23 protein-coding genes are annotated in these 18,595 nt (G+C 56.0%); 7 read left to right on the forward strand and 16 right to left on the reverse strand.

Annotated elements, in window-relative coordinates:
* Window positions 1–10: 10 nt before the first annotated feature.
* The 5 genes from I4484_RS06780 to I4484_RS06800 are packed head-to-tail and all read right to left on the reverse strand — an operon-like array spanning window position 11 to window position 1,334.
* Entirely contained in the window at window positions 11–346 is a 336-nt protein-coding gene (locus tag I4484_RS06780; protein WP_197450224.1) for a hypothetical protein, read from the reverse strand.
* 42 nt (window positions 347–388) lie between these two features.
* Window positions 389–652 (reverse strand): ogr/Delta-like zinc finger family protein, encoded by a 264-nt coding sequence (locus I4484_RS06785; protein ID WP_187774700.1) that lies wholly within the window; start codon window positions 650–652, stop codon window positions 389–391.
* Between the two features lie 2 nt (window positions 653–654).
* The gene (locus tag I4484_RS06790; protein ID WP_197450225.1) at window positions 655–855 is read right to left on the reverse strand and encodes a hypothetical protein; all 201 of its coding nucleotides are present in this window, start codon (window positions 853–855) and stop codon (window positions 655–657) included.
* A 42-nt stretch (window positions 856–897) separates the two neighbouring features.
* Window positions 898–1,095, reverse strand: a complete 198-nt coding sequence (locus I4484_RS06795; protein ID WP_086511099.1) for a hypothetical protein — start codon at window positions 1,093–1,095, stop codon at window positions 898–900.
* Between the two features lie 32 nt (window positions 1,096–1,127).
* Window positions 1,128–1,334, reverse strand: a complete 207-nt coding sequence (locus I4484_RS06800; protein ID WP_197450226.1) for a hypothetical protein — start codon at window positions 1,332–1,334, stop codon at window positions 1,128–1,130.
* Window positions 1,335–1,395: 61 nt separating this feature from the next.
* Here I4484_RS06800 and I4484_RS06805 point away from each other — a divergent pair, with 61 nt between their 5' ends.
* The 3 genes from I4484_RS06805 to I4484_RS06815 are packed head-to-tail and all read left to right on the forward strand — an operon-like array spanning window position 1,396 to window position 3,320.
* Window positions 1,396–2,100: a S24 family peptidase gene (locus I4484_RS06805; protein ID WP_197450227.1), complete on the forward strand. Its 705-nt coding sequence runs from the start codon at window positions 1,396–1,398 to the stop codon at window positions 2,098–2,100.
* 13 nt (window positions 2,101–2,113) lie between these two features.
* Entirely contained in the window at window positions 2,114–2,632 is a 519-nt protein-coding gene (locus I4484_RS06810; RefSeq protein WP_197450228.1) for a DarT ssDNA thymidine ADP-ribosyltransferase family protein, read from the forward strand.
* 1 nt (window position 2,633) lies between these two features.
* Window positions 2,634–3,320 (forward strand): hypothetical protein, encoded by a 687-nt coding sequence (locus I4484_RS06815; RefSeq protein ID WP_197450229.1) that lies wholly within the window; start codon window positions 2,634–2,636, stop codon window positions 3,318–3,320.
* Between the two features lie 30 nt (window positions 3,321–3,350).
* Here I4484_RS06815 and I4484_RS06820 read toward each other — a convergent pair whose 3' ends face one another.
* From I4484_RS06820 to I4484_RS06830, 3 genes are all read right to left on the reverse strand, one after another.
* On the reverse strand, window positions 3,351–4,223 hold the full coding sequence (locus I4484_RS06820) for a hypothetical protein (RefSeq protein ID WP_197450230.1): 873 nt from the start codon (window positions 4,221–4,223) through the stop codon (window positions 3,351–3,353).
* Window positions 4,224–4,797: 574 nt separating this feature from the next.
* Complete coding sequence (locus I4484_RS06825; RefSeq protein ID WP_234283533.1) at window positions 4,798–6,078, reverse strand: Y-family DNA polymerase; 1,281 nt, start codon at window positions 6,076–6,078, stop codon at window positions 4,798–4,800.
* Window positions 6,075–6,515 (reverse strand): LexA family transcriptional regulator, encoded by a 441-nt coding sequence (locus I4484_RS06830; protein ID WP_197450231.1) that lies wholly within the window; start codon window positions 6,513–6,515, stop codon window positions 6,075–6,077. The genes I4484_RS06825 and I4484_RS06830 overlap by 4 nt, the downstream gene beginning before the upstream one ends.
* A gap of 137 nt (window positions 6,516–6,652) precedes the next feature.
* Between I4484_RS06830 and I4484_RS06835 the strand changes: the two genes are divergently transcribed.
* Together I4484_RS06835 and I4484_RS06840 are read left to right on the forward strand one after the other, a co-directional pair.
* Complete coding sequence (locus I4484_RS06835) at window positions 6,653–6,997, forward strand: hypothetical protein (protein ID WP_197450232.1); 345 nt, start codon at window positions 6,653–6,655, stop codon at window positions 6,995–6,997.
* A 38-nt stretch (window positions 6,998–7,035) separates the two neighbouring features.
* Window positions 7,036–7,905 carry a hypothetical protein gene (locus tag I4484_RS06840; RefSeq protein WP_197450233.1) on the forward strand — a complete coding sequence of 290 codons (870 nt, stop codon included), beginning with the start codon at window positions 7,036–7,038 and terminating at the stop codon, window positions 7,903–7,905.
* Window positions 7,906–7,944: 39 nt separating this feature from the next.
* Here the strand turns inward: I4484_RS06840 and I4484_RS06845 are convergent, their stop codons facing one another.
* The 7 genes from I4484_RS06845 to I4484_RS06875 form a co-directional block, all read right to left on the reverse strand.
* On the reverse strand, window positions 7,945–8,964 hold the full coding sequence (locus tag I4484_RS06845) for a phage late control D family protein (RefSeq protein ID WP_197450234.1): 1,020 nt from the start codon (window positions 8,962–8,964) through the stop codon (window positions 7,945–7,947).
* Window positions 8,965–8,971: 7 nt separating this feature from the next.
* Complete coding sequence (locus tag I4484_RS06850; protein WP_234283532.1) at window positions 8,972–9,397, reverse strand: phage tail protein; 426 nt, start codon at window positions 9,395–9,397, stop codon at window positions 8,972–8,974.
* 453 nt (window positions 9,398–9,850) lie between these two features.
* Window positions 9,851–12,448 (reverse strand): phage tail tape measure protein, encoded by a 2,598-nt coding sequence (locus tag I4484_RS06855; protein WP_197450236.1) that lies wholly within the window; start codon window positions 12,446–12,448, stop codon window positions 9,851–9,853.
* Window positions 12,449–12,473: 25 nt separating this feature from the next.
* Window positions 12,474–12,593, reverse strand: a complete 120-nt coding sequence (locus I4484_RS06860) for a GpE family phage tail protein (protein WP_197450951.1) — start codon at window positions 12,591–12,593, stop codon at window positions 12,474–12,476.
* A 26-nt stretch (window positions 12,594–12,619) separates the two neighbouring features.
* Window positions 12,620–12,916: a phage tail assembly protein gene (locus I4484_RS06865; RefSeq protein WP_197450237.1), complete on the reverse strand. Its 297-nt coding sequence runs from the start codon at window positions 12,914–12,916 to the stop codon at window positions 12,620–12,622.
* 38 nt (window positions 12,917–12,954) lie between these two features.
* Window positions 12,955–13,464, reverse strand: coding sequence for a phage major tail tube protein (locus tag I4484_RS06870; protein ID WP_103970421.1), 510 nt, complete (start codon window positions 13,462–13,464; stop codon window positions 12,955–12,957).
* Window positions 13,465–13,498: 34 nt separating this feature from the next.
* Window positions 13,499–14,668 carry a phage tail sheath protein gene (locus tag I4484_RS06875; RefSeq protein WP_197450238.1) on the reverse strand — a complete coding sequence of 390 codons (1,170 nt, stop codon included), beginning with the start codon at window positions 14,666–14,668 and terminating at the stop codon, window positions 13,499–13,501.
* A gap of 226 nt (window positions 14,669–14,894) precedes the next feature.
* Here I4484_RS06875 and I4484_RS06880 point away from each other — a divergent pair, with 226 nt between their 5' ends.
* Together I4484_RS06880 and I4484_RS06885 are read left to right on the forward strand one after the other, a co-directional pair.
* Complete coding sequence (locus tag I4484_RS06880; protein WP_197450239.1) at window positions 14,895–15,101, forward strand: hypothetical protein; 207 nt, start codon at window positions 14,895–14,897, stop codon at window positions 15,099–15,101.
* 843 nt (window positions 15,102–15,944) lie between these two features.
* Window positions 15,945–17,837, forward strand: a complete 1,893-nt coding sequence (locus tag I4484_RS06885; protein ID WP_197450240.1) for an acyltransferase family protein — start codon at window positions 15,945–15,947, stop codon at window positions 17,835–17,837.
* 86 nt (window positions 17,838–17,923) lie between these two features.
* On the opposite strand, the gene I4484_RS06890 is transcribed toward I4484_RS06885, so the two are convergent.
* Complete coding sequence (locus I4484_RS06890) at window positions 17,924–18,589, reverse strand: DUF4376 domain-containing protein (RefSeq protein ID WP_197450241.1); 666 nt, start codon at window positions 18,587–18,589, stop codon at window positions 17,924–17,926.
* Between the last annotated feature and the right edge of the window lie 6 nt (window positions 18,590–18,595).

The raw sequence follows: 18,595 nt of genomic DNA on the forward strand, positions 1-18,595 counted from the left end.
CTCTACGGGTTCAGTGCTGGGAGGTGGCCGGGGGCAGCGATGTGCTGCGTTCCTGGGCGTGCAGGCGCAGCAGATCGGCCACGGAGAAGGCCAGGGCGGTGCGGCCCGGGCGGCGCACGATCACCACATGGGCGGTGGAGGCCACGGCGTCGATGTAGGCGGCCTGGTTCAGCGTCTCGAGCTCAGCCAGCGCCTGCAGGGCGGCCAGCCCGGCGCGCTCCAGGGTGATGCCGTGAGCCTCGACCAGGTGAGAGGTGCAGCGCTCCAGCGCGACGGTGCGCTGATAGGGCCGGGGCATTTTCAACAGGTACGCGCAAGCCGCGTCATTGATGGTCAATGCGTGCATGGGTCTCGCTCCGATTGTGGGTGTTGCTGGGGTGGGTGGCGGCTACCCGGTAGCCGCCTTAGCCATGGCCAGTTCGCGCAGGCGTGGCACCAGCGGCAGGGCGACCGTGGGATTGGGCATGTCGCTGGGCGTGATGGTGTGTGTGATCTCGATGGAGATCTTGCCGCGCCAACCGCACTCGGGGTTACGGCACTCGATGACCGCCTCGCGGTACACCGGGGTGAGCCCCTGGCTCTTGCGGATGCCCGCCGTTTCGCCGCAGTGGGGGCAAGGGATACGCGGCTTGTTTCGGAACTGAGTGGTCAAGGTCAGTTTCTCCCTGCGATATAGAGGGCGCGCCCGCGCCCGGTGAGCCCTTGAGCGCCCTTGCGCAGCCTTCTGCGCAGCAGCCACTCGGCGGCTTCTTCGTTCGTTCTGAGGTTCTGCTGTACGCGAACCTGGTCGAGTACGGCTTCGAGCTCGTCATCCAGCGGGAGCTGCAGGTCGCCGCGGCGGGACTCGTCAGCCATAAATCCAGTGCTCCTTGAGGTCCTCAAAAGGGCCTGCCATTCCTACGCCCGGCGGGGCACATTGAGTTCGAGATCAGCGATGCCCAGGGTTTCCAGGGCTTCCTTCATCACCAGCTGACGCAGCAGCACGGCCTTGTCGATGCCGGTGTAGTCGACCAGCGCATCGATCAGGCGCCGTTCGTACTCGTCGAGGTTGATGGCGCCGTAACGAGAGCGCACACGCTTTGGGTCCTGATACATGGGCGATTTCCTTATGCAGCAGGCGGTTAGGTTCAATCGGCGGCGAGAGTATCGTCTTCGTACTGCTGGATGCCGCGTAGGATCAGCATCCGCGCCGTGGCAGAGAGCGAGCGGACTTCGAGCTGAGCGATTGCCTCGATCTTTTCGCGCTCCGCCTTGGTGAGCTGCGTCATCACCGGCGTGTTGCAACCGTTCGGTGCACGAGCCGGCACTGAGCGCATGGTTTCAACGGGGCTCATGGGGTAGGCTTCCTCAAGGTTGTCTAAGACTGTAAATCTAGATTGGTGGAATATATACACCATGTCAAGCGTATTGGTGGAAGAAATCCCCTCTCGCCTGAGAGAGGAGCTGAAGCGACAGGGCTACAGCATCGCTGCAGCAGCTAGGGAGGCGGGGGAATCAAGCAGCCAACGCTTGAAAGACGTGCTTTCTGGCCGACAGAAGTGTCCGGTGGAATTGCTCGCCCGCCTAGAGGTGCTTGGGGTGGATATTTCCTACGTCCTGACGGGGCGTGGACGTTCACAGGCCGCTACCGCTGAGAAGATCGGAAGCGAAGGGGCCTTCTCTACTTCTACTACCCCAGGGCCTGGCCTCGCCGAAGTGAAACTCTATGACGTGGAAGGCGCCGCGGGCGCGGGCCGCTCGCTGGAAGAGGAGCGGATCGAGGGGATGCTTTATTTCCCTGAGGCACAGCTCGCCGCATTGGGCATCCAGCCCGGGCAGGTCGCCGGCATCAAGGTGCGCGGGGATTCGATGGAAACCACGTTGGCCGACGGCGACTGGGTGCTGGTCGACCTGGCCAATCGCGATCCGCGGCAGGAAGGGGTGTTTTTGCTAACGGTGAGTGGCGAGCGGCGCATCAAGCGCTTGCAGCGCCTCGCCGGCGGCGCGCTGTACCTGATCAGCGATAACGAACACTACCAGCCCGAGATGATCACACCGCAGCAGATGGGGGAGGTGGAGATCCTGGGGCGGTGTGAGATACGGATAGGTAAAATAAATTAGAACGGTATTTTTTATGACAGGGAACGAATTAATTGCACGTTTCAATATCCAAAAATTATATCATTTTACTGATACTCGGAACCTTCCTTCTATTCGTGAGCAAGGAGGGCTGCTTCGGTTGGCTGAGATGAAAAGGCGCTCTGTTAATGGCGCTGTGTTTGGTGGCAATCAATGGAGTCATGATGCTGATGTTGCGCGTGGGTTAGATGGTTACGTGCACCTATGCTTTCTGAGTGAGCATCCTATGGAGTGGTGTGCGAAGAATGATGGCAGGATACTAGATTCGGTTTTTTTACAAATATGCCCGTCTGTTTTAAATTTTAGTGGCGTTAGAGTTGCAAATGATGTATCTAACAAAAGTGGGGTTTCACTGCTTACTCTTGAGGAAGCAGCTCAGCAGCTTGATTGGGAAGTTCTTTACGGTTGGACAGATTGGTCTGATGAGGCTATAAAAGCAAGACGCAAGTCTGCAAAAAAATACGAAGTATTAGTGCCGTATGACATTCCTTTAAACCTCATTGGTGGAATATAAGATGGCAAAGCGACCAGTTTTTATTCCTTGTTACAATAAGAATAATGCTATAGATGAATTGTTTTTAGAATTTAAATGGCATCCTGGGTTCGCTGAAGTGCAAAAGAAGAAGAATGTGGCTGGATTGCACGAGGCGGCAAAAGGCGTGGGGTTAAAGAATGTTTTAGAAGTTTCTACTAAATCAGAAAATAAATTAGGCTATAGACTTAGCGCTTTCAATCTTAAGGTTGAACTGTCGTCAGGAAGCAAGATCAGCTTAGAGTCCGCTTATCAGGGAAGTAAGATATTTTCAAATGGCGGTCCCTATAGAGATTTATATTTTAAGACGGCCCGAGAAGCCAAAAAAGATCCGAGACTCAAAAACTCTGGGACGATTGTTGGGTTCGAGTTCGATGGATTTCATTTTGATTCTGAGCCAAAAAATGCTTTTTACGATTGGCTTTATTTGTATGCGTTGAAAGATCATGCTGATTTTTTAGCAAGATTGCTTAAGTTTGATGCATTTAGTGATATAGAGTTTAATCCTGAAAAATCACTTAACTCACAAGCCAGGTCTTGTGCACTATTGGCTTTTTTGATTTATAAAGGAGAGTTTCCAAGAATTGTTTATCATGTGGATGACTTTTATAAGTTTATTAAAGAGAACATGAGTCAGGCGGCTCTCATCGACCAGCCAAAGCTGATGTGATTAAAGCTAGGGCAAGCCCTAGCTTTATTTTTAATCTTTTCTTTTTCCGCTTGCTACAAAAATTGTATTAGAAAGGGAGGATTTGTAGATATCTTCATCCAAGAATCTCAAGAGGCGCTTTAGTGATTTTTTGTCTTCAGGAAATGAAATCTTATCTTCATTGTTCTCGTCTTTAATAATGTCGATTGAGACATTGAGCTCTTCGGCTTTTATTTTTACGCTGGTCGCTGTTAATTGGCCTATCCTATCCTCGCTTAAAATATAAGCAATCTTTTTTCTGCACCATGTGTCGATCAGGCCTTTGGGATCTTCAGGGTCATAGCCAAGAAATATTTCACTTTCAAAAAAATCATCCACGTCTTGCTTGGTGGCTTCACGAAAATACATATCCATGTCAAAAAGACGTCTCACGTTGTGCAAGCTTTTAAAGTACAAAGCCAACCCATTTTCTTCTTCTGACACAACTGCTGTAAGCTTGTTGTCAAGAGATAGAGAAAGACCTTTTATATGTGTGAAAGATTCTCTTGACCATGTTAATGTAAATTTATTGCTTATAACCTGTCTTTTGTCAAATATTTGCAGTCCTACCTTATATTTGTTATTTTCCTCTATGCCAAAGAAGAAGCCTGAAATTTCTATATCTTCTTCGTTTGGTTTCCATGGCGGAACACCAGCAGGCTCTTTTATGGCATCTATAACCCCATCAATGTCTTCAAAGTCATTAATAACGAATGATTCATGTGGATCTGGCTTGTATTGTGCACTAAGCTCGTAGCACTCTTCGAATGACATAAAATTATCTATTTGAGTTTTGCCAGTCTCTTCTAATTCGACTTGTGCCTCTCGCTGGAGTATTACCTTTCGTATTCTCGGTGCCTCTTTAGAAAGAACAAATAATTCCATTGTTAATTTCCTTGCGTCTTAGTTTCAACTACTGTGTGTGGTGTTGCATATGATACTTTTGTTACTTCCTTACAGTTTAGTATGCTCCTTTTGGTTATTAATAAGAGTGTGTTGCCAGTGCTAAGATTTATTTCGTAAAATTTGTACCCAAAGACAGAAAGCAAAGGGTTGGTGTAAAAGGATTTTGAAGCCCAAATGAAAATAAAGAAAAGAAAGCCAAAAAATATTGCTGTGGAGAGAGTAAAGAACTCGGAAGTGGCTCCCATTAATGGAATTAGGTAGGATACAAAATACCCGGAGACTTCTTTGTCAGCAGGCCTAAAGCTTGTAATTTTTATACTTTCTCTATAGGACCTCTCTTGTACGATTTTTAATGTCGCGGCGCATGCCGCTGCAAGCATAAGTGCTGTTAAAATTAGTGAAGCAGACAGAATGTATTGATTTTTTTGATAAGCTATATATGAGTAAGTGAATAGTATGGGCGCGACGCAAGTGGATGTTAGTGCTAATTTCGGAACGGGTCCAAGCGTATCCATCTCTATCCCTTTTGATTAATATTTCAGTAAAAGTTAGATTAAATTATTTTGGGGATTTCATTCCAGCATGTAGTCCATCTTGGCGATCGCCTTGCACATCGTAAATGCCATGCCGCCTCAGGGCTAGGGGTACCCAACTTTACCGTGCCACGGCCCATTCGGGCGTTCAGGTCGTCCATCACATTCATCAGCTTCTGGCTGCGCTGCCGCTCGGCGTCGCTTTGGGGCGTATCGAGCAGCGAGAGCTGCTGCCGATCGGCGTCGATCATGTCCAGCAACATCACGCCCCCCTTCTGGTACAGGTAGCCTTTGCGGTAGATCCGCTCCAGGGCCTGGCCGGCGGTGTGCAGTATCTCGCGGCTGTCAGCCGTGGGGCGGGGCAGTTCGAGCACCAGGCTCGGCGAGTACTGGTGCAAGTCCTGCCGGAATGGGTTGGTCTTCAGGAACACCAGCACGGCCTTGGCTAGGCCGTGCTGCCGGCGCAGCTTTTCGGCGCCGCGCTGCCCGTGCTGCCGGATCGCCTCGCGGATCTCGCTGATGTCGTCGGTGAGCTTGCCGAAGCTGCGGCTGGTCATAATGCGCTGGCGGGCTTCATCGAAGTCGTTCATTTCGATACAGGGCACGCCGCGTAGCTCCAGCGCGGTGCGCTCTAAGGTGACCGAGAAGCGACGCCGGATCTCCTTTGGGTTGGCCTGGGCGAGGTCCCAGGCGCTTTTAATGCCCATCACGGCCAGGCGCTCGACGAGCCGGCGCCCCACGCCCCAGACGTCGCCCAGCTCGATCTTCTTCAGCAGCATCTGGGTTTCCCTGCTGTCGGGCTGTAGCACGCATACGCCTTGGTAGGCCGGGTTTTTCTTGGCCGCACGGTTCGCCAGTTTGGCGAGGGTGCGCGTCGGCGCGACGCCCACACAGACGGGAATGCCGGTGTACTGGCGCACGTTGTCGTGCAGCTGCCGGGCATGCTCGAGCAATTGAGCATGGGTGAAGCCGTCGAGTCGGACGAACATTTCGTCAATGGAATAGCGCTCGACTACTGGAGCAAACTCCTCGAGCACGGACTGCACCCGCTGGCTCATGTCGCCGTAGAGCTCGTAGTTGCTAGAGAGCAGATGGATGCGCCCCTGGCGCACCAAGTGCTGGAGCTCGAACGCGGGCGTTCCCATTTTGATGCCGAGAGCCTTCAGCTCAGTGGAGAGCGCAATGACACAGCCATCGTTATTCGACATCACGCCCACCGGCAGGCCGCGCAGCCGCGGCTGGAACACGCGCTCGCAGCTGACGTAGAAGCTGTTGCAATCGACCAAGCCGATCATGGTCATACCTGGTACTCGTGAATGACCGAGCGAACGACTCCCCAGACTTGGCACTCGATTTCGACGAGGGGAATGGGGGCGTAGCGTGGATTGCCCGAGCAGAGGCACGGCACGTTGCCCCTCAGCTCGTAGCGCTTGACGGTGATCTCGCCGTCGACTATGGCGACAATGATGTGACCAGTGCGAGGCTCAAGGGAGCGATCGACCAGGAGCAGATCGCCCTCGTGAATGCCAAGGCGCTCCATGCTGTCACCGGTTACGCTCATGAAGAACGTCGCCGAGGGGCGCTTGACCAGCCTTTCATTGAGATCGAGCGTGCGGCCTTCGTAGTCCTGCGAGGGGCTGGGGAAGCCGCTGAGCCCGGCACGGCCGAGGGCGAGTGGATAGGGAAGCGCGAGCGGTGGCGGCTCGCGATGAGCCGGAATGAGGTTGGTCAGTGTCATTGTGAGTCCCTTTGCACAACTGTCGTTTTATACAGTATTCTCGACATCGTCGCTTTCAGGCAACAGGCAAAAGCTAATGGAAGTTAGCCAGGGAGCGTCCCATTGAGAAAAAAGTGAGACGAGGCAGGGGAATGCGCGTGAATTACCTAGGCCCGCTGCGTGCGGGCGTGCATCCGGCAATGGAGGGGCTCAACCTCAAGCAGTTCAAGGCCAGCTGCTTCTTGGTCGAGGTGAGCGCGGAGGCGGGCGTGGATGGCCCGCTCATGGAGGGGGACTTGCTGGTCGTAGACGAGGCACGGCCAGTGGGGCATGCCGACCTTGTGGTGGCCGAGTTGGATGGCGAGCAACGGCTGTTCCGCACGCACCGGATCGGCGGTGCCTACCGACTGATGCCAACGGTAGGGCCACGGCATTCAGTCATTGCGCGGGCGAGCGATCTGCGCGGGGTGGTGGTGAGCCAGGCGCGGCGGTATGCGGTGTAGTGCTAAGCTGATCGAGAAAATAGAAAAATAGGTGTGATATGGGTGTTAAGTCTGTTTCTGTGTATGATTACTGGTGTTCACTAGATGGTTTTGAGTCTAAAGCCGGTGAAGTGATCGAGGCTCAGCTTGAAGGTTGGGAATCGGTTTATAAGGAGCTCTTTGAAGCAGGCCTATTTGCAATTAATCTGGCAAATAGTCAGCATGTTCCAGAAAAAAATAGGTTGCCGCTCGCATTTATGAAAACTGCACTTGTGCAGTTTAGAAGTGTTTGGAATTTGGTTGGAAAGGGGTACTCCTCAAGCGCGGCTTGTGTTGCCGCCTCTATTTTCGAAACATGTAAGGTGGTGAGAGTCGTTTCGAGTAACCAGGAGGATCTTGAGCTTCTTTTTTCGCGTGAAGCAATGGACGTTCCATGGACAGCAAAAACCCTGTGTCAGAAAGTTGCGAGACTAGATGCTACGGGAGATGATGGAGTCCTCGATGAAAGATTTTTTGAAGAGTGCTGGCAAGTTTCATATCTTAACTATAAGTGGTTGTGTCAAATAAAGCATCCTACCTCACAATACATGATTCATGATTTAAGTAGTGCAATGTCTGAAGAAGGCTATCATCTTTCACCAGTGCCCAATGTTTCTGCATCCGACGTTGGCGAAAAATTTAAGGTTCTGGCCGCGGTTGCCTCTGATGTATGGTCTATGTGCAAAACCGTATGTGAAGAGTATAAGGTTTTTGATAGTGGCGATGAGCTGGCGGGGAATATTGATGAGCGACTTCTTCGAACGCACGGTGCGATAGTGGATTTAATGAAAAAACTCAATGCAAAGGGAGGGCGTAGTGCCGTTCGAGTATTCAAGCGAGATTTCTTAACAACCGATTTCTCAATGATGAAAAAGCGCTTTGGGGATTGATGTAACTAATGGGTCAGATCTCTCATGCTGAATACGATATTATATTACGAGGTTTGCACCATTCACTTCACACTTTGCCCGCGTCCCAAACCCGTTGTCGTCGAGGGTGTGTTCCACCTCGGTGACCAACCAGGGCGTGGCGTCGATCTCAGGCTTGAAGCCACTGACCTGCAGCGGTGATTCCGGCAGCATGTCGGCGCGGCCGTGAGCGAGCGTCAGCTCGAACTCGGCCAGACCACGCTGAATGCGGCGCCACTCGGCACGCGCGGCATCCAGGGCATCGGCCTCGCTGGCGTATGTGGGCCGGAGCTGCTTGGCGTTTTCACCATCGCCGACGAGAACGATGCGCCGACGAGCGCCGCTGGTGTCGTTCCAGTAGGCCTTCACACCGCTGTAGGCATCGCGATCGGTGATGCTGTAGCGGTGCTGATCGCCGTCGCGCCGGGTTAGGGGAATGGTGGGCATGGCCCGGCCGCTGGCAGTAAGCGCCTCGCCGGCCTGGGTGAAGAGCAGGCGGCCGGCCTTCACTGCAGCAATGGCGTCGTAGCGCTGGCCGAGTCGGGTCAGGAAGTTGAGGTCCGATTCCTCGGTCTGGTCGATATGGCCGACGCGGATGCCGCCCAGGGTGTGGCCGATGACCGGCTCGAGCTCGTGTCGGCGGGCGATGGTCTCGACGATCTCACTCAGGGCGAGGTTGTGCCAGCCATGGGTGCGTTTACCGGGCAGCTCGCCGCGCATATCGGCGGAGCGCGCACGGATGATGAGCTGATCCGGCGTGCCGGTGTGCTGGATCTCGTCAACTGTGAAGGTGCCTTTCTCGACCAGGCCTTCGTGCTGCCAGCCGAAGGCGAGGGTGAGTTCGGCGCCGCGGCGAGGAAGGGCCAGGGCGCCGTCGTTGTCGGCCAGGGTGATGTCGAGCTGATCGGCCTCGAGGCCGCGCTGTTCGCGCAGGGTGAGGCTGACCAGACGACCGTTGAGGCGTGGCGTGATGTCGGTACCGGCCAGGGTGAGGCGGTAGCTGGGCCGGCGGTAGCGGTAGGGCGTGGTGTTGGCGTTCATGGCGGGCTCACACGTAGGCGCCGGCCAGGCGGGCGACGGTGTAGGTGGTCAGGCTGCCGAGCAGGTCGGTGCGCGTGTCGTCGACGTGCTCGAGCGTGAGCGTGAACTCGATTTTCTGGGGCATGCCGTCGCGGAAGAAGTGGCTGGCGGTTTCCTCGACCTGTGTAACGACCCACAAGCCGTACTGCCGGCCGGTGCCTTCCACCAGTGGCCAGGCCTGTCCCTGGTCGGCCATATCGCGGATCTCGTCGAGATTGAGGCGGCCGCCGGTAAATTCTGGGAGCAATGTGCCGATAAGGGTGATTCGGTCCTCACCAGGGCCGACGTACTGGTACGCGGGCCGATCACCGACACGCGACTGATTGGCATGCCGCCATTGAGTGACACGTTTGAGCTCCTGATAGGGCACGGTGCGGGTCTGAAAGACGAACATTCCAAGAGCCATTAGCATAGGAAAATCCTGTGATTAAAAAAGTCATAGAAGAACGTTTTTCCCAACGAGGGATCTTTGTATTGATCTCTATTTCTTCGGCTGCGCTATCCCTTTCTTTCTGTATTTGGCTAGGAGAGCCCCGGCTTCGAGAAGCCATAGCAAGCTTAAGAGAGATGGACCTCAGTGGTTTTTTGATTTTCGTTTCAATAACAAGTGCGCTTTTAGTAAGACGTCAACAGAGTAGGGTATGGTGCGGTGCAGTTTTCCTTTTTGGGTTTGTTTGCGCCCTTAGTCAAATGACTGCATCAGTACTGCCTCTTCCTGTCAGAGCAGATCTTAATTATCTTCAGTCGTACTTATTTGCGCTTTTTGTGTACGGTATTTGTGGTGTTTTTTTCTCTGGAGTCGCAGTGTTTCAGTCTTACATTAATGAAAACTTACCTGAACATGAGGCTACTCAAGATCCCACAGCGCAGACCTACGTCGTGCAGCTTTATGAGCCTCCCTCCGGTCCAACTCGAGACTAATAGCTCTAGCAATTTCACGCGCGTCGCCGCCCGGGGCGCCGTAAACGTTGATCGTGATGGTGTCGCCTGCCGCCGGCGCGACAGGTGCCGGGGCGCTGAGGGCCGGCCGCCGGTCGATGGGGATATCCGCCACGGCGGGCAGGCCGGCGGTACCGATGGCGATGCCGGCGCCGGCGGTGGCCACGCGGCGTGCGATGTCGCGTACGCGTTTGGCGGGCTCGTCGCGCTGACGGTCTAGCCCGACGTTGAAGCCGTCTACCGTGTAGCCGCCGTACTCGGCGAATACACGGCTGGGGGAGTTGATGCCCAGGGCTTCGCGGAACCAGCCGGTAACGCCATCGGTGAGGCTGCCGACCTTGTCCTTCAGCGCCTGCCACTTGGCATCGATGCCGGCCATCAGACCGTCGACCATGGCGTTGCCCAGGGTGGTGAAGCGCTCCGGAATCTCCACGCCCATGCTCTGCAGGCCTTCGGTGATGCCGCGCCAGAGAATGCCCATGGGCGACCAGTCGAGCAGCAGCCGTGAGACGCCGGCGATGCCGCCTGCGAAGGCTTCTTGGATGGCTTGCCAGGCGTTGCCGAACAGCTCCGTGACGCCGTTCCACAGGTTGCGGAAGAAACCGCTGATCGGTTCCCAGTATTTGATGATTAGGAACACGGCGGCGGCGATCGCCGCGACAGCTAGGCCGATGGGGTTGGTGGCGAGGAACACGGCCATGCCTTTCACCGCGGCCAGTACGGCTGGAATGGCGGCACCGGCCAGCCGGAGGAGTGTGCCGATCAGCCCGCCGCCGTTGATGGCGAGCAGGGCGAAGCCGTAGCGCAGCAAGGCGATTGGGCCGAGTACCGAAGCCAGCATCATGGTCAGTGCGCCACCAGCCGCTACGACAACAGCGAGTACCGCCGCAACCGTTGTCAGCGTACCGGTCAGCCGAGGGTTCTCCTTCATCCAGCTGCCTACCGCTCTTGTGACTCCGGTGAGGTTCTGAATCAACTGGCGCAGAGGGCCTTCGTTGGTGTCCGTAACGGTGATGCCTACCTCTTGCCAGGCGCTGTTCAGCCCCTGCAGGTCGCCCTGGATGTTATCGGCCATGGTTTTGGCCACGCGGGCGTTCTCACCGGCTGCGCTCTCTAGGATCTCGACAAACTTCTCGACGCCTGCAGCACCTTGCTGGGCGATGAGTTCGGCCATGCCGGCTCCGGGTTCCTCACCGAAGATATCCTTGAGGTAGGCGGCGCGATCGGCGGTACCCAACCGCTCGGTGGCCTGGGCAACGTCCGCCAGAATCTGCGGTACGTTGCGCAAGTTGCCCTCGGCATCCTTGGCATTGACGCCCAGCTCCTGGAGGGCTCCGGCGGCTGCACCAGTCGGTGCTGACAGTCGCGTGATCATTGCTCGCAGGGTGGTGCCGGCTTGGCTGCCTTGGATACCCACGTTCCCCAACAAGCCGGCCATGGCAGCCGCTTCCTCGATCGAGACGCCCATGGCCCGCGCCTGGGGCGCGACATACTTCATCGACTCACCCAGCTTCTCGAGATCGACGTTCGCACGGGTGGTGGTCGCGGTGAGCACGTCGCCGACGTGACCCATCTGCGAGGGGTCGAGCCCGAAGCCTGAGAGAATGTTCGATGAGATATCGGCGGTGCGGCCCAGGTCGGTACCGTTGGCCTTGGCGAGATCCAGCATGTCAGGCATCGCCGCTATGATCGCTTCGGGATCGAAGCCGGCCATGGCCAGGAAGCCCTGGGCGTCAGCCGCCTGGGTGGCACTGAACGAAGTGTTCGCCCCGAGCTGCCGCGCCTGATCGCGTAGGGCTTGCATCAACGGATCGTCGCCATTCAGTCGAGTCAAAGCCTGGACGCGCGACATGGCAGCGCCGTAGTCGACGCCAGGGGCGAGCATGCGGGAGCCGCCGTACAAGGCGGCGCCACCGGAGGCGACACCGGACGCGCCGATGCCTGCCATGCTGTTGATGCGGCTCATCGAGCGCCCGTAAGCCTGGCTCGCTTGGGTGGCGCGGCGCTGTTGTTCAGCCACCCGGCGAAGTCGTGCCTGGTGCTGTTCGAGCTGCTGGTTGGCGCTGCGCACGCGCTGGGCCAGCTCGCGCTGCTGATTGCCCAGGGAGCCGGTGACTCCGCTGACATTACGGATGCTGCCGCGCAGTCGCTGCAGTTCGCGCTGTTCGCCCTGATACTGCTGCCTGAGTTCGCGTGCCTTGCGGATGGCAGCATCGCGTTGGCGGGTCAACTGCCGGGTGGGGCCGTCGGCTTGCCGGATCTGCTGGGTGAGTTCGCGTACCTGGCGCTGCTGCGCCTGCAGGGCGGTGGCGGTCTGCTCGCTGGATCGCTTGAGGGCGGTGAAGCCGCGCATGTCGCGCTGGGCGCGCTCCAGGGTGCGCAGCTCGTCGCGGCTGGCTCGCAATGCGCGAGCGGTCTGGTCGCTGCCCTGGGTGATCCGGCGTAACGGGCCGGTGGCTTTGTCGATCGCCCCCAGAAGCACTTCGAGTTTGAGCGGTTTGGCCACCGGTGGCTCCTTCAGTCATCGCTTTTCAATCAGCGTCAGGCTGTGTACGGCGACGGGCGCGCTCGCGCCATTGCATGAGTTCGGCGAGGGAGAAGCCGGCGCAGTCGGCCGGCGTCCAGTGGAAGGTAACGGCGAGATCCGCCATGGCTTCTTCGACGTGTTCCGGCAAGCTCAAACGCTCTCGCCCTTGGCCCGCTTCGTCAGCAAAAAACCGGCGATGGCGCCTCCGATCTGCACCAGGTCGGCGGGGTCGAGGTTGCGCATCTCGGGTTCGGTCAACGCCGGGCTCGAGAGGCGCGGGGTGAGCTTGACCAGGGCGTCGACCTGCATCTGCAGCACGTCGGAGAGGGCCAGGCCGCGCAGCTCGCCGGCGTTGGGTTTGCGCAGGAAGAGCTTCTCGATATTCTGCTCGCCGCGCTGGATGGGGGTGTCGAGTACGATCTCTTCGGTGGTGGCGTTCTTGGGCATGCTTGGCGTTCCTGTGTCGCGGTGGAAAGGAGAGGGGGTTACAGGCCCAGCGCGCGGCGGCGCTCGGCGTAGCGATCCTGGCCGTTGACCTTGAACACCAGGCCGGGCACGTCGATCTCGATGACGGTGGTGCCGTCGATCACGAGTTTGTAGTAGCTGCAGGTGGTGGTGACCTGGTGGGCGGTGTTCTCGCCGGCCTTGGCTTCGCCCATGGCGATGCGCTGGTGGCGGCCGCGCACGACGACGGTGACGGCGGAGGTCTGGCCTACGTCGTCACGCTCATAGAAACCTTCGAAGCGCAGCAGGTCGGCATCCAGGCGGTTGGTGCCGAAGTTGTCGAAGATGGCCGGGACCAGGCCGCCGACGGTCCACTCGAAGGTGAGCTTCTCGCCGCCCAGGTCAATATCGACCGGAGCATCCATGCCGCCGCCGCGCCACTCTTCCATCTTGCGGGCGAGCTCGGGCAGGGTGAGGGTGTCGACCAGGCCCTGCCAGTTGTCGCCATTGCCAAACAGGTTCAGGTCCTTGAGTTTCTTGGGCAGTGCCATCGATCAGGCTCCTTGTGGTTCTCGGTGCCGACCGTCAGGCGGCGATGCGCGCGGCGAAATCCACCAGGTACTGATCGGTGATTCGCTGCTGGAACATGAGGTTTTCCAAGGGCGGCACGGGCGTGTAGTCGTAGTCGATGTACAACTTGCCGTCCTTGAGGGTGGTTTCGGAGTTGACCTGTTCGTTGAACCAGGCATTGCCGTCGATGATGTAGCCCAGCGCCTTCCACTCGCGAAACTTGGCATTGATGCCCTCGATGATGTCGCGCGCGAGGGAGGGGTGCATGGGCTTGTCCACGGCCCAGAGGTGCGCTTCGGCCACGGTGTCCGCCACGACTTGCGCGGTCCTGGTGTAGTTCTCGAACGGGAACAAGCCGTCGGTATCGCAGGTGCGTGAGCCCCAGAAGCGGTAGCCGCCCTGGTTGATCAGCGTGGTGACGTCCGCGGCGTTGAGCACGCCGGCATCGGTCGCGGGGTCCTGCAAATCCCAGAACACGTCGCGGGAGATACCGGTGACGCCCTGCACGGGGACGTTGGAGAGCGTCTTGTGCCAGCCGACGGTTTCATCCAGGTAGGCACGTAGGCCGAGCGCCCGGGCCACGGCGGAGAGAGTGGCGGTTTCGCCGGCGTCGGTATCGAAACCGGTGAACTCCGGCCACAGCACCATGACTTCGCGCTGGCCAAAGTTCTCGCGATACATCATCGCTTCTTCAACAGTTTCGCAGCCGTGTGCCGATACATAGGCGAAGGCGCGCAGTTGCCGTGCAACGGAGATCAGCTCTGCGGCTACGTCGACATCGTCGAGTTCTGGCACGCCGAGGATCCTGGGTTTGATGCCGAAGCGCTGGTGGGCGGCAAGCAGCGCCTTGATGCCGGTCTTCTGGCCACCAGCGGTGACGGTGCCGATGACCTTGGCCTTGGTCTCGGCAGCGTCGGCTCCTTCGGCCACGCGCACCACGACGATCAGGGGTTTGGCCTGGTCGGCGATGGCATCGAGTGAGCGCTTCAGCGTGCCGCTGGAACCGGCCTTGCCGATGGCGGCATAGACGTCGGTGATCAGCACCGGCGTATCGAGAGGGAAGGTGGCGGCGTCGGCATCCTCGGCGGTGGCCACCAGGCCGATCACCGCAGTGCTGACGGTGCGGATCGGTCGGGTGCCCTCATTGATTTCGATGACGCGCACGCCGTGGTGGTAATCGGCCATTCGGGGCTCCTGCTTGGGCTGAGAAGGTCAGCGGGTGTACGCAGGTATCGTGCGGGGGCGGGCGAGGTAGGCGAAGCGGCGGCGGGTGTGGGTGGAGGGGGGTACACCGATGCGCAGGGTCAGCAGGTGAATATACGAATCTATTGAAGAGACAAAAGTAGCATGGCGATTTTTTTTGGCACATGCTCTCTTGGGAATACGTAAATTAGAAAGGGGTGGGGTAACGATGAACGATCACGACTATGTCAATTTTTCCCAAGACCATGAGCTTAATTACATATTGAAAAAATTTGGCAAGCGGCAAACAGAAGCCAATCGCGCTGCTCTCTTTGATATGGGTCAATTTTTAAAGGGCTTCACGGGAAAGGCGAGATTGCAACATGGTGAGTTCCACAAGCATGTAGAGCAGAATCTCGTCCGTTTGGAAAGTTGATATTCTACTACTTGGCCAGTAGCAGTGGGGCTCTGCTCCGCTGCCTACTCTACTAACGCCGCTGCAGCCCGGCGTATCCTGCGATCGAAAGATACGGCATCGGTCCAGCCGCACGCCCGGCACGCTACGACGCGAAGACTTCCCCGATCCGAGGCTTGGAAGGTCGACCATTGCTGATCGCGAGAGATTTCTGCGTTGCCACAGCTGCAGCTCAGTGTGTGGGAGCCAAGCGTCGAAAACCGATAATGGATGGATTGGATAGCCACATCCTTGGCTCCTCTAGTCAACTCGCTGTGGATAATGCCCATTTCGGGCGGAGGCCGCGCGACTCGAGCAGTTCCTTCGTCAGGCGCCGCACTGCCCAGGTGCGGGCTTCGTTCCAGGCCTGTTGCTCTGTCAGGCTGGGATCGCAAGGGGGCATCGTGTGGGTCGTCAGCTCGTTTTCGGTGTTCCTCCACCGAGCCATGACAAGCCAGTAATGGCTCCTGCTGTCCCGTACAAGCGTAAGCTCGACGGTGACGCCATCTACCTCGAAGGTCTCCTGTCGCATCGTCGCGTCCCTGTGGATCTCTGCGATACAAAAGTTTACTCGTGAGGAGTCCGGATGGCTGTAAGCGAGAGGAGTCGCGTTATGTAAGCCGATGCTTACATTGCTGACTGCGTTCAACAGAGGAAATAAAGCCCGCAGGGGGGATGGTCGGGCGTGTCGTTGCCGTGCTGCGCCAGAGCGGAAGCCATAGACGCGACCAGGGCAGGAGGAGCGGGGCAAAGAAGCACGTCAGGCTTAGCGGCTCATGCTGTGTTGTGGCACAATACTGCGGCAAAACGCATGGGGAACAACTAATGCAGAAGTCTGAGTACAAACCGGATATAGATGGCCTGAGAGCAATCGCCGTACTAGCTGTCGTGCTTTACCACCTTGATATTGAGTTTATTCAGGGGGGGTTCGTTGGCGTAGATGTGTTTTTTGTCATAAGTGGGTATTTAATTACTTCTATAATTAAGGGCAGGCTTGAGGAAGGGGTCTTTTCTTTAAAAGACTTTTTTGCTCGCAGGATAAGAAGGCTTTTTCCTGCATTGTTTTTTACTATTGCTATTTCGTTTGTCGTGGGTGTTTTCTTACTTCCCCCGCCTGCGATGGAGCGCTTTTCTGGATCTATAATTTCTTCCCTCTTTTCTTTTTCCAATATATTTTTTTGGAGTGGTAGTGGATATTTTGATACGGAGGCAATTAGCAAGCCTCTGCTTCATACGTGGTCTTTAAGTGTTGAGGAACAGTTTTATCTTGTCTGGCCGATGTTATTGATTATCCTGTGTAAATATTTGCCTAGACATGCGGTATTAATATTAGTCGTGCTAGGGGGTGTTTCCCTTGTCGCAGCCCAGTGGATGGTTACAAAGAGTCAGCCCACCGCCTTTTTTTGGATGCCGTTCAGGATGTATGAATTTTGCATTGGTGGAATGCTTGCTTGGTTGAAAATTCGGCAAAATAATAACGGCATGCGCTCCGAGGCCACTCTAGCACTTGGTTTAAGCTTAATTTTGTACTCTTTCTTTGCGTTTGATGAAGAGACCGTTTTTCCTGGTGTTAGTGCGCTTCTTCCCTGCTTGGGAACTGCTTTGGTTATTAGCGCCGGGGGGAGCCAGCATCTTGGCCGAGTCCTGCGGAATAAAGTGCTTGTGGGTTTGGGGTTGATATCCTACTCAACTTACTTGGTTCACTGGCCTATAATAGTATTATATAAATATTATAGTGTTGCAGCATTTTCAATGTTTGAAGTGGTTGTCTTGCTTGCATTTTCGTTCGTTGTTGGATATTTGATGTATCGCTTCGTCGAAACCCCATTTCGTTTCGGTACGCATCACACTACTCAGGGTAAGCAAGGCGCCATGGTTGCTGTAGCAGCTATTTGCCTGACAGTAATCCCGGCTGCTACAGCTTGGTCAAATGGCGGATGGACCTGGCGAGTTGATGGTGAAATACAGAAGGCATTAGAGAATGCTGCAACATGGCGGTCCAGTAGGCACGATTATTTTAGAAATAAAAACTGCTTTGTGTCAGGTAATAATGATGAGTTCATGACTGCCTTTGATTTTGATAAGTGTGAAAGTGGAGGAGAGGGGGTAGGTGCATTACTCCTGGGGGATAGCATGGCAGCCTATTCTTGGTGGGGAATTAGCCAAAACAACCCCGGTATAAATTTATTGATGAATACCGCTACTGGATGCAGGCCTTTGGTTGGATATGGTAGTGCCAGCTGTAAAATAAGGAATGATAGAATTTTCTTGGATGGGATTATTCCTGATGTGGAGATTGTAATCCTCCAGTCACATTGGAAAGAAAACCAACTTGAATCAATAGAAGAAACCATCAGTTTTTTCAAAGAGCTCGGCTATGAGGTTGTTCTTGTTGGGCCGACCTTGCGTTTTCCTGATGAGTTGCCGAATCTGGTGTCAGGGTTCAGTATGAGAAGTTCTTCACTTAGTGCTGTAAGTTCATTGGTCGAGGAGTCTCGAGTATTTTATCTCGATGATGAGTTGCGCCAAGTGGCTGAACGTTCTGGTGCGGACTATTTCTCGATCCTTGACGTATTATGCGAAGAGCGGTCGCCAGAAAATTGCCAAATTATGCTGGAAGGTGGGCACTTGATTACAAACGATAGGTGGCACTTTTCTAATATTTCTTCTACATATGTGTTCAGAAGCTTTGATATAAGTGGTTTGCTGCTGGATTGATTTTGACTGCTGGCTTTGCTCAGGGCGCGACGCAATGAGGTGATTGTTTGCCATCGCGCCTTGGGCAGTTTTACTCGTTTCCTTTGCTACCATTTAATGGTGTGAAGAGTCTCTCGGTCTTGTGTTTCCAGAGCCCTGGAAATAGCATCCTTACATTCCCATGAGCGCTGATAAATCGACTCGATATGGTTCAGGGCCGTCATGGTCAGGGTATTCATCTGCTCGGGAGTGAGCATCCGGGTTTCGTTCGACTGGCCGCGGAACCGCATGACCGGGGCGGCTTCGCCATCAGCGATCAAGCGTTGTGCCTTTGCGCTCAGGCCAAGCAGGTTGATCTGGTCCTGCGGCCGGGTCTGGACCACGTCGATATGGCCATCGAAGTCATAGGGCAGACCAGCGGCGAATGCTTGGTCGCGTGCCTGATCGATTGCGCGGCGCTTCCGAGCGGCGAGGAGATCGAGAGATTCGGGTGGCATTTCGTTCAAGGCGTCGCTTGGTGGCTTAACACCTAGCTCTGTGATCTCGTGGTGCTTGCCGTCCTCGGTCCAGTACTCATTGCCCCGCCAGTCGGCCACGACCTCCCATGCCTCTCCGGCCCAGCGGGCGGTCTCATGTTCGCCGACTTCGGGCGGCTCGATGCTGGTGGCCCCAGCGGGAATGCGAGGCTCGTGCCGCATTGGGTCGACGGGTGCTTCGCGGCCGGCGGGGTCAATAACGGTGCTGTCGATTGGGTGTATGTCCCAAATGCGCATCGGGCG

Source organism: Halomonas sp. SS10-MC5 (genome assembly GCF_015992245.1).
Taxonomy (GTDB): domain Bacteria; phylum Pseudomonadota; class Gammaproteobacteria; order Pseudomonadales; family Halomonadaceae; genus Halomonas; species Halomonas sulfidoxydans.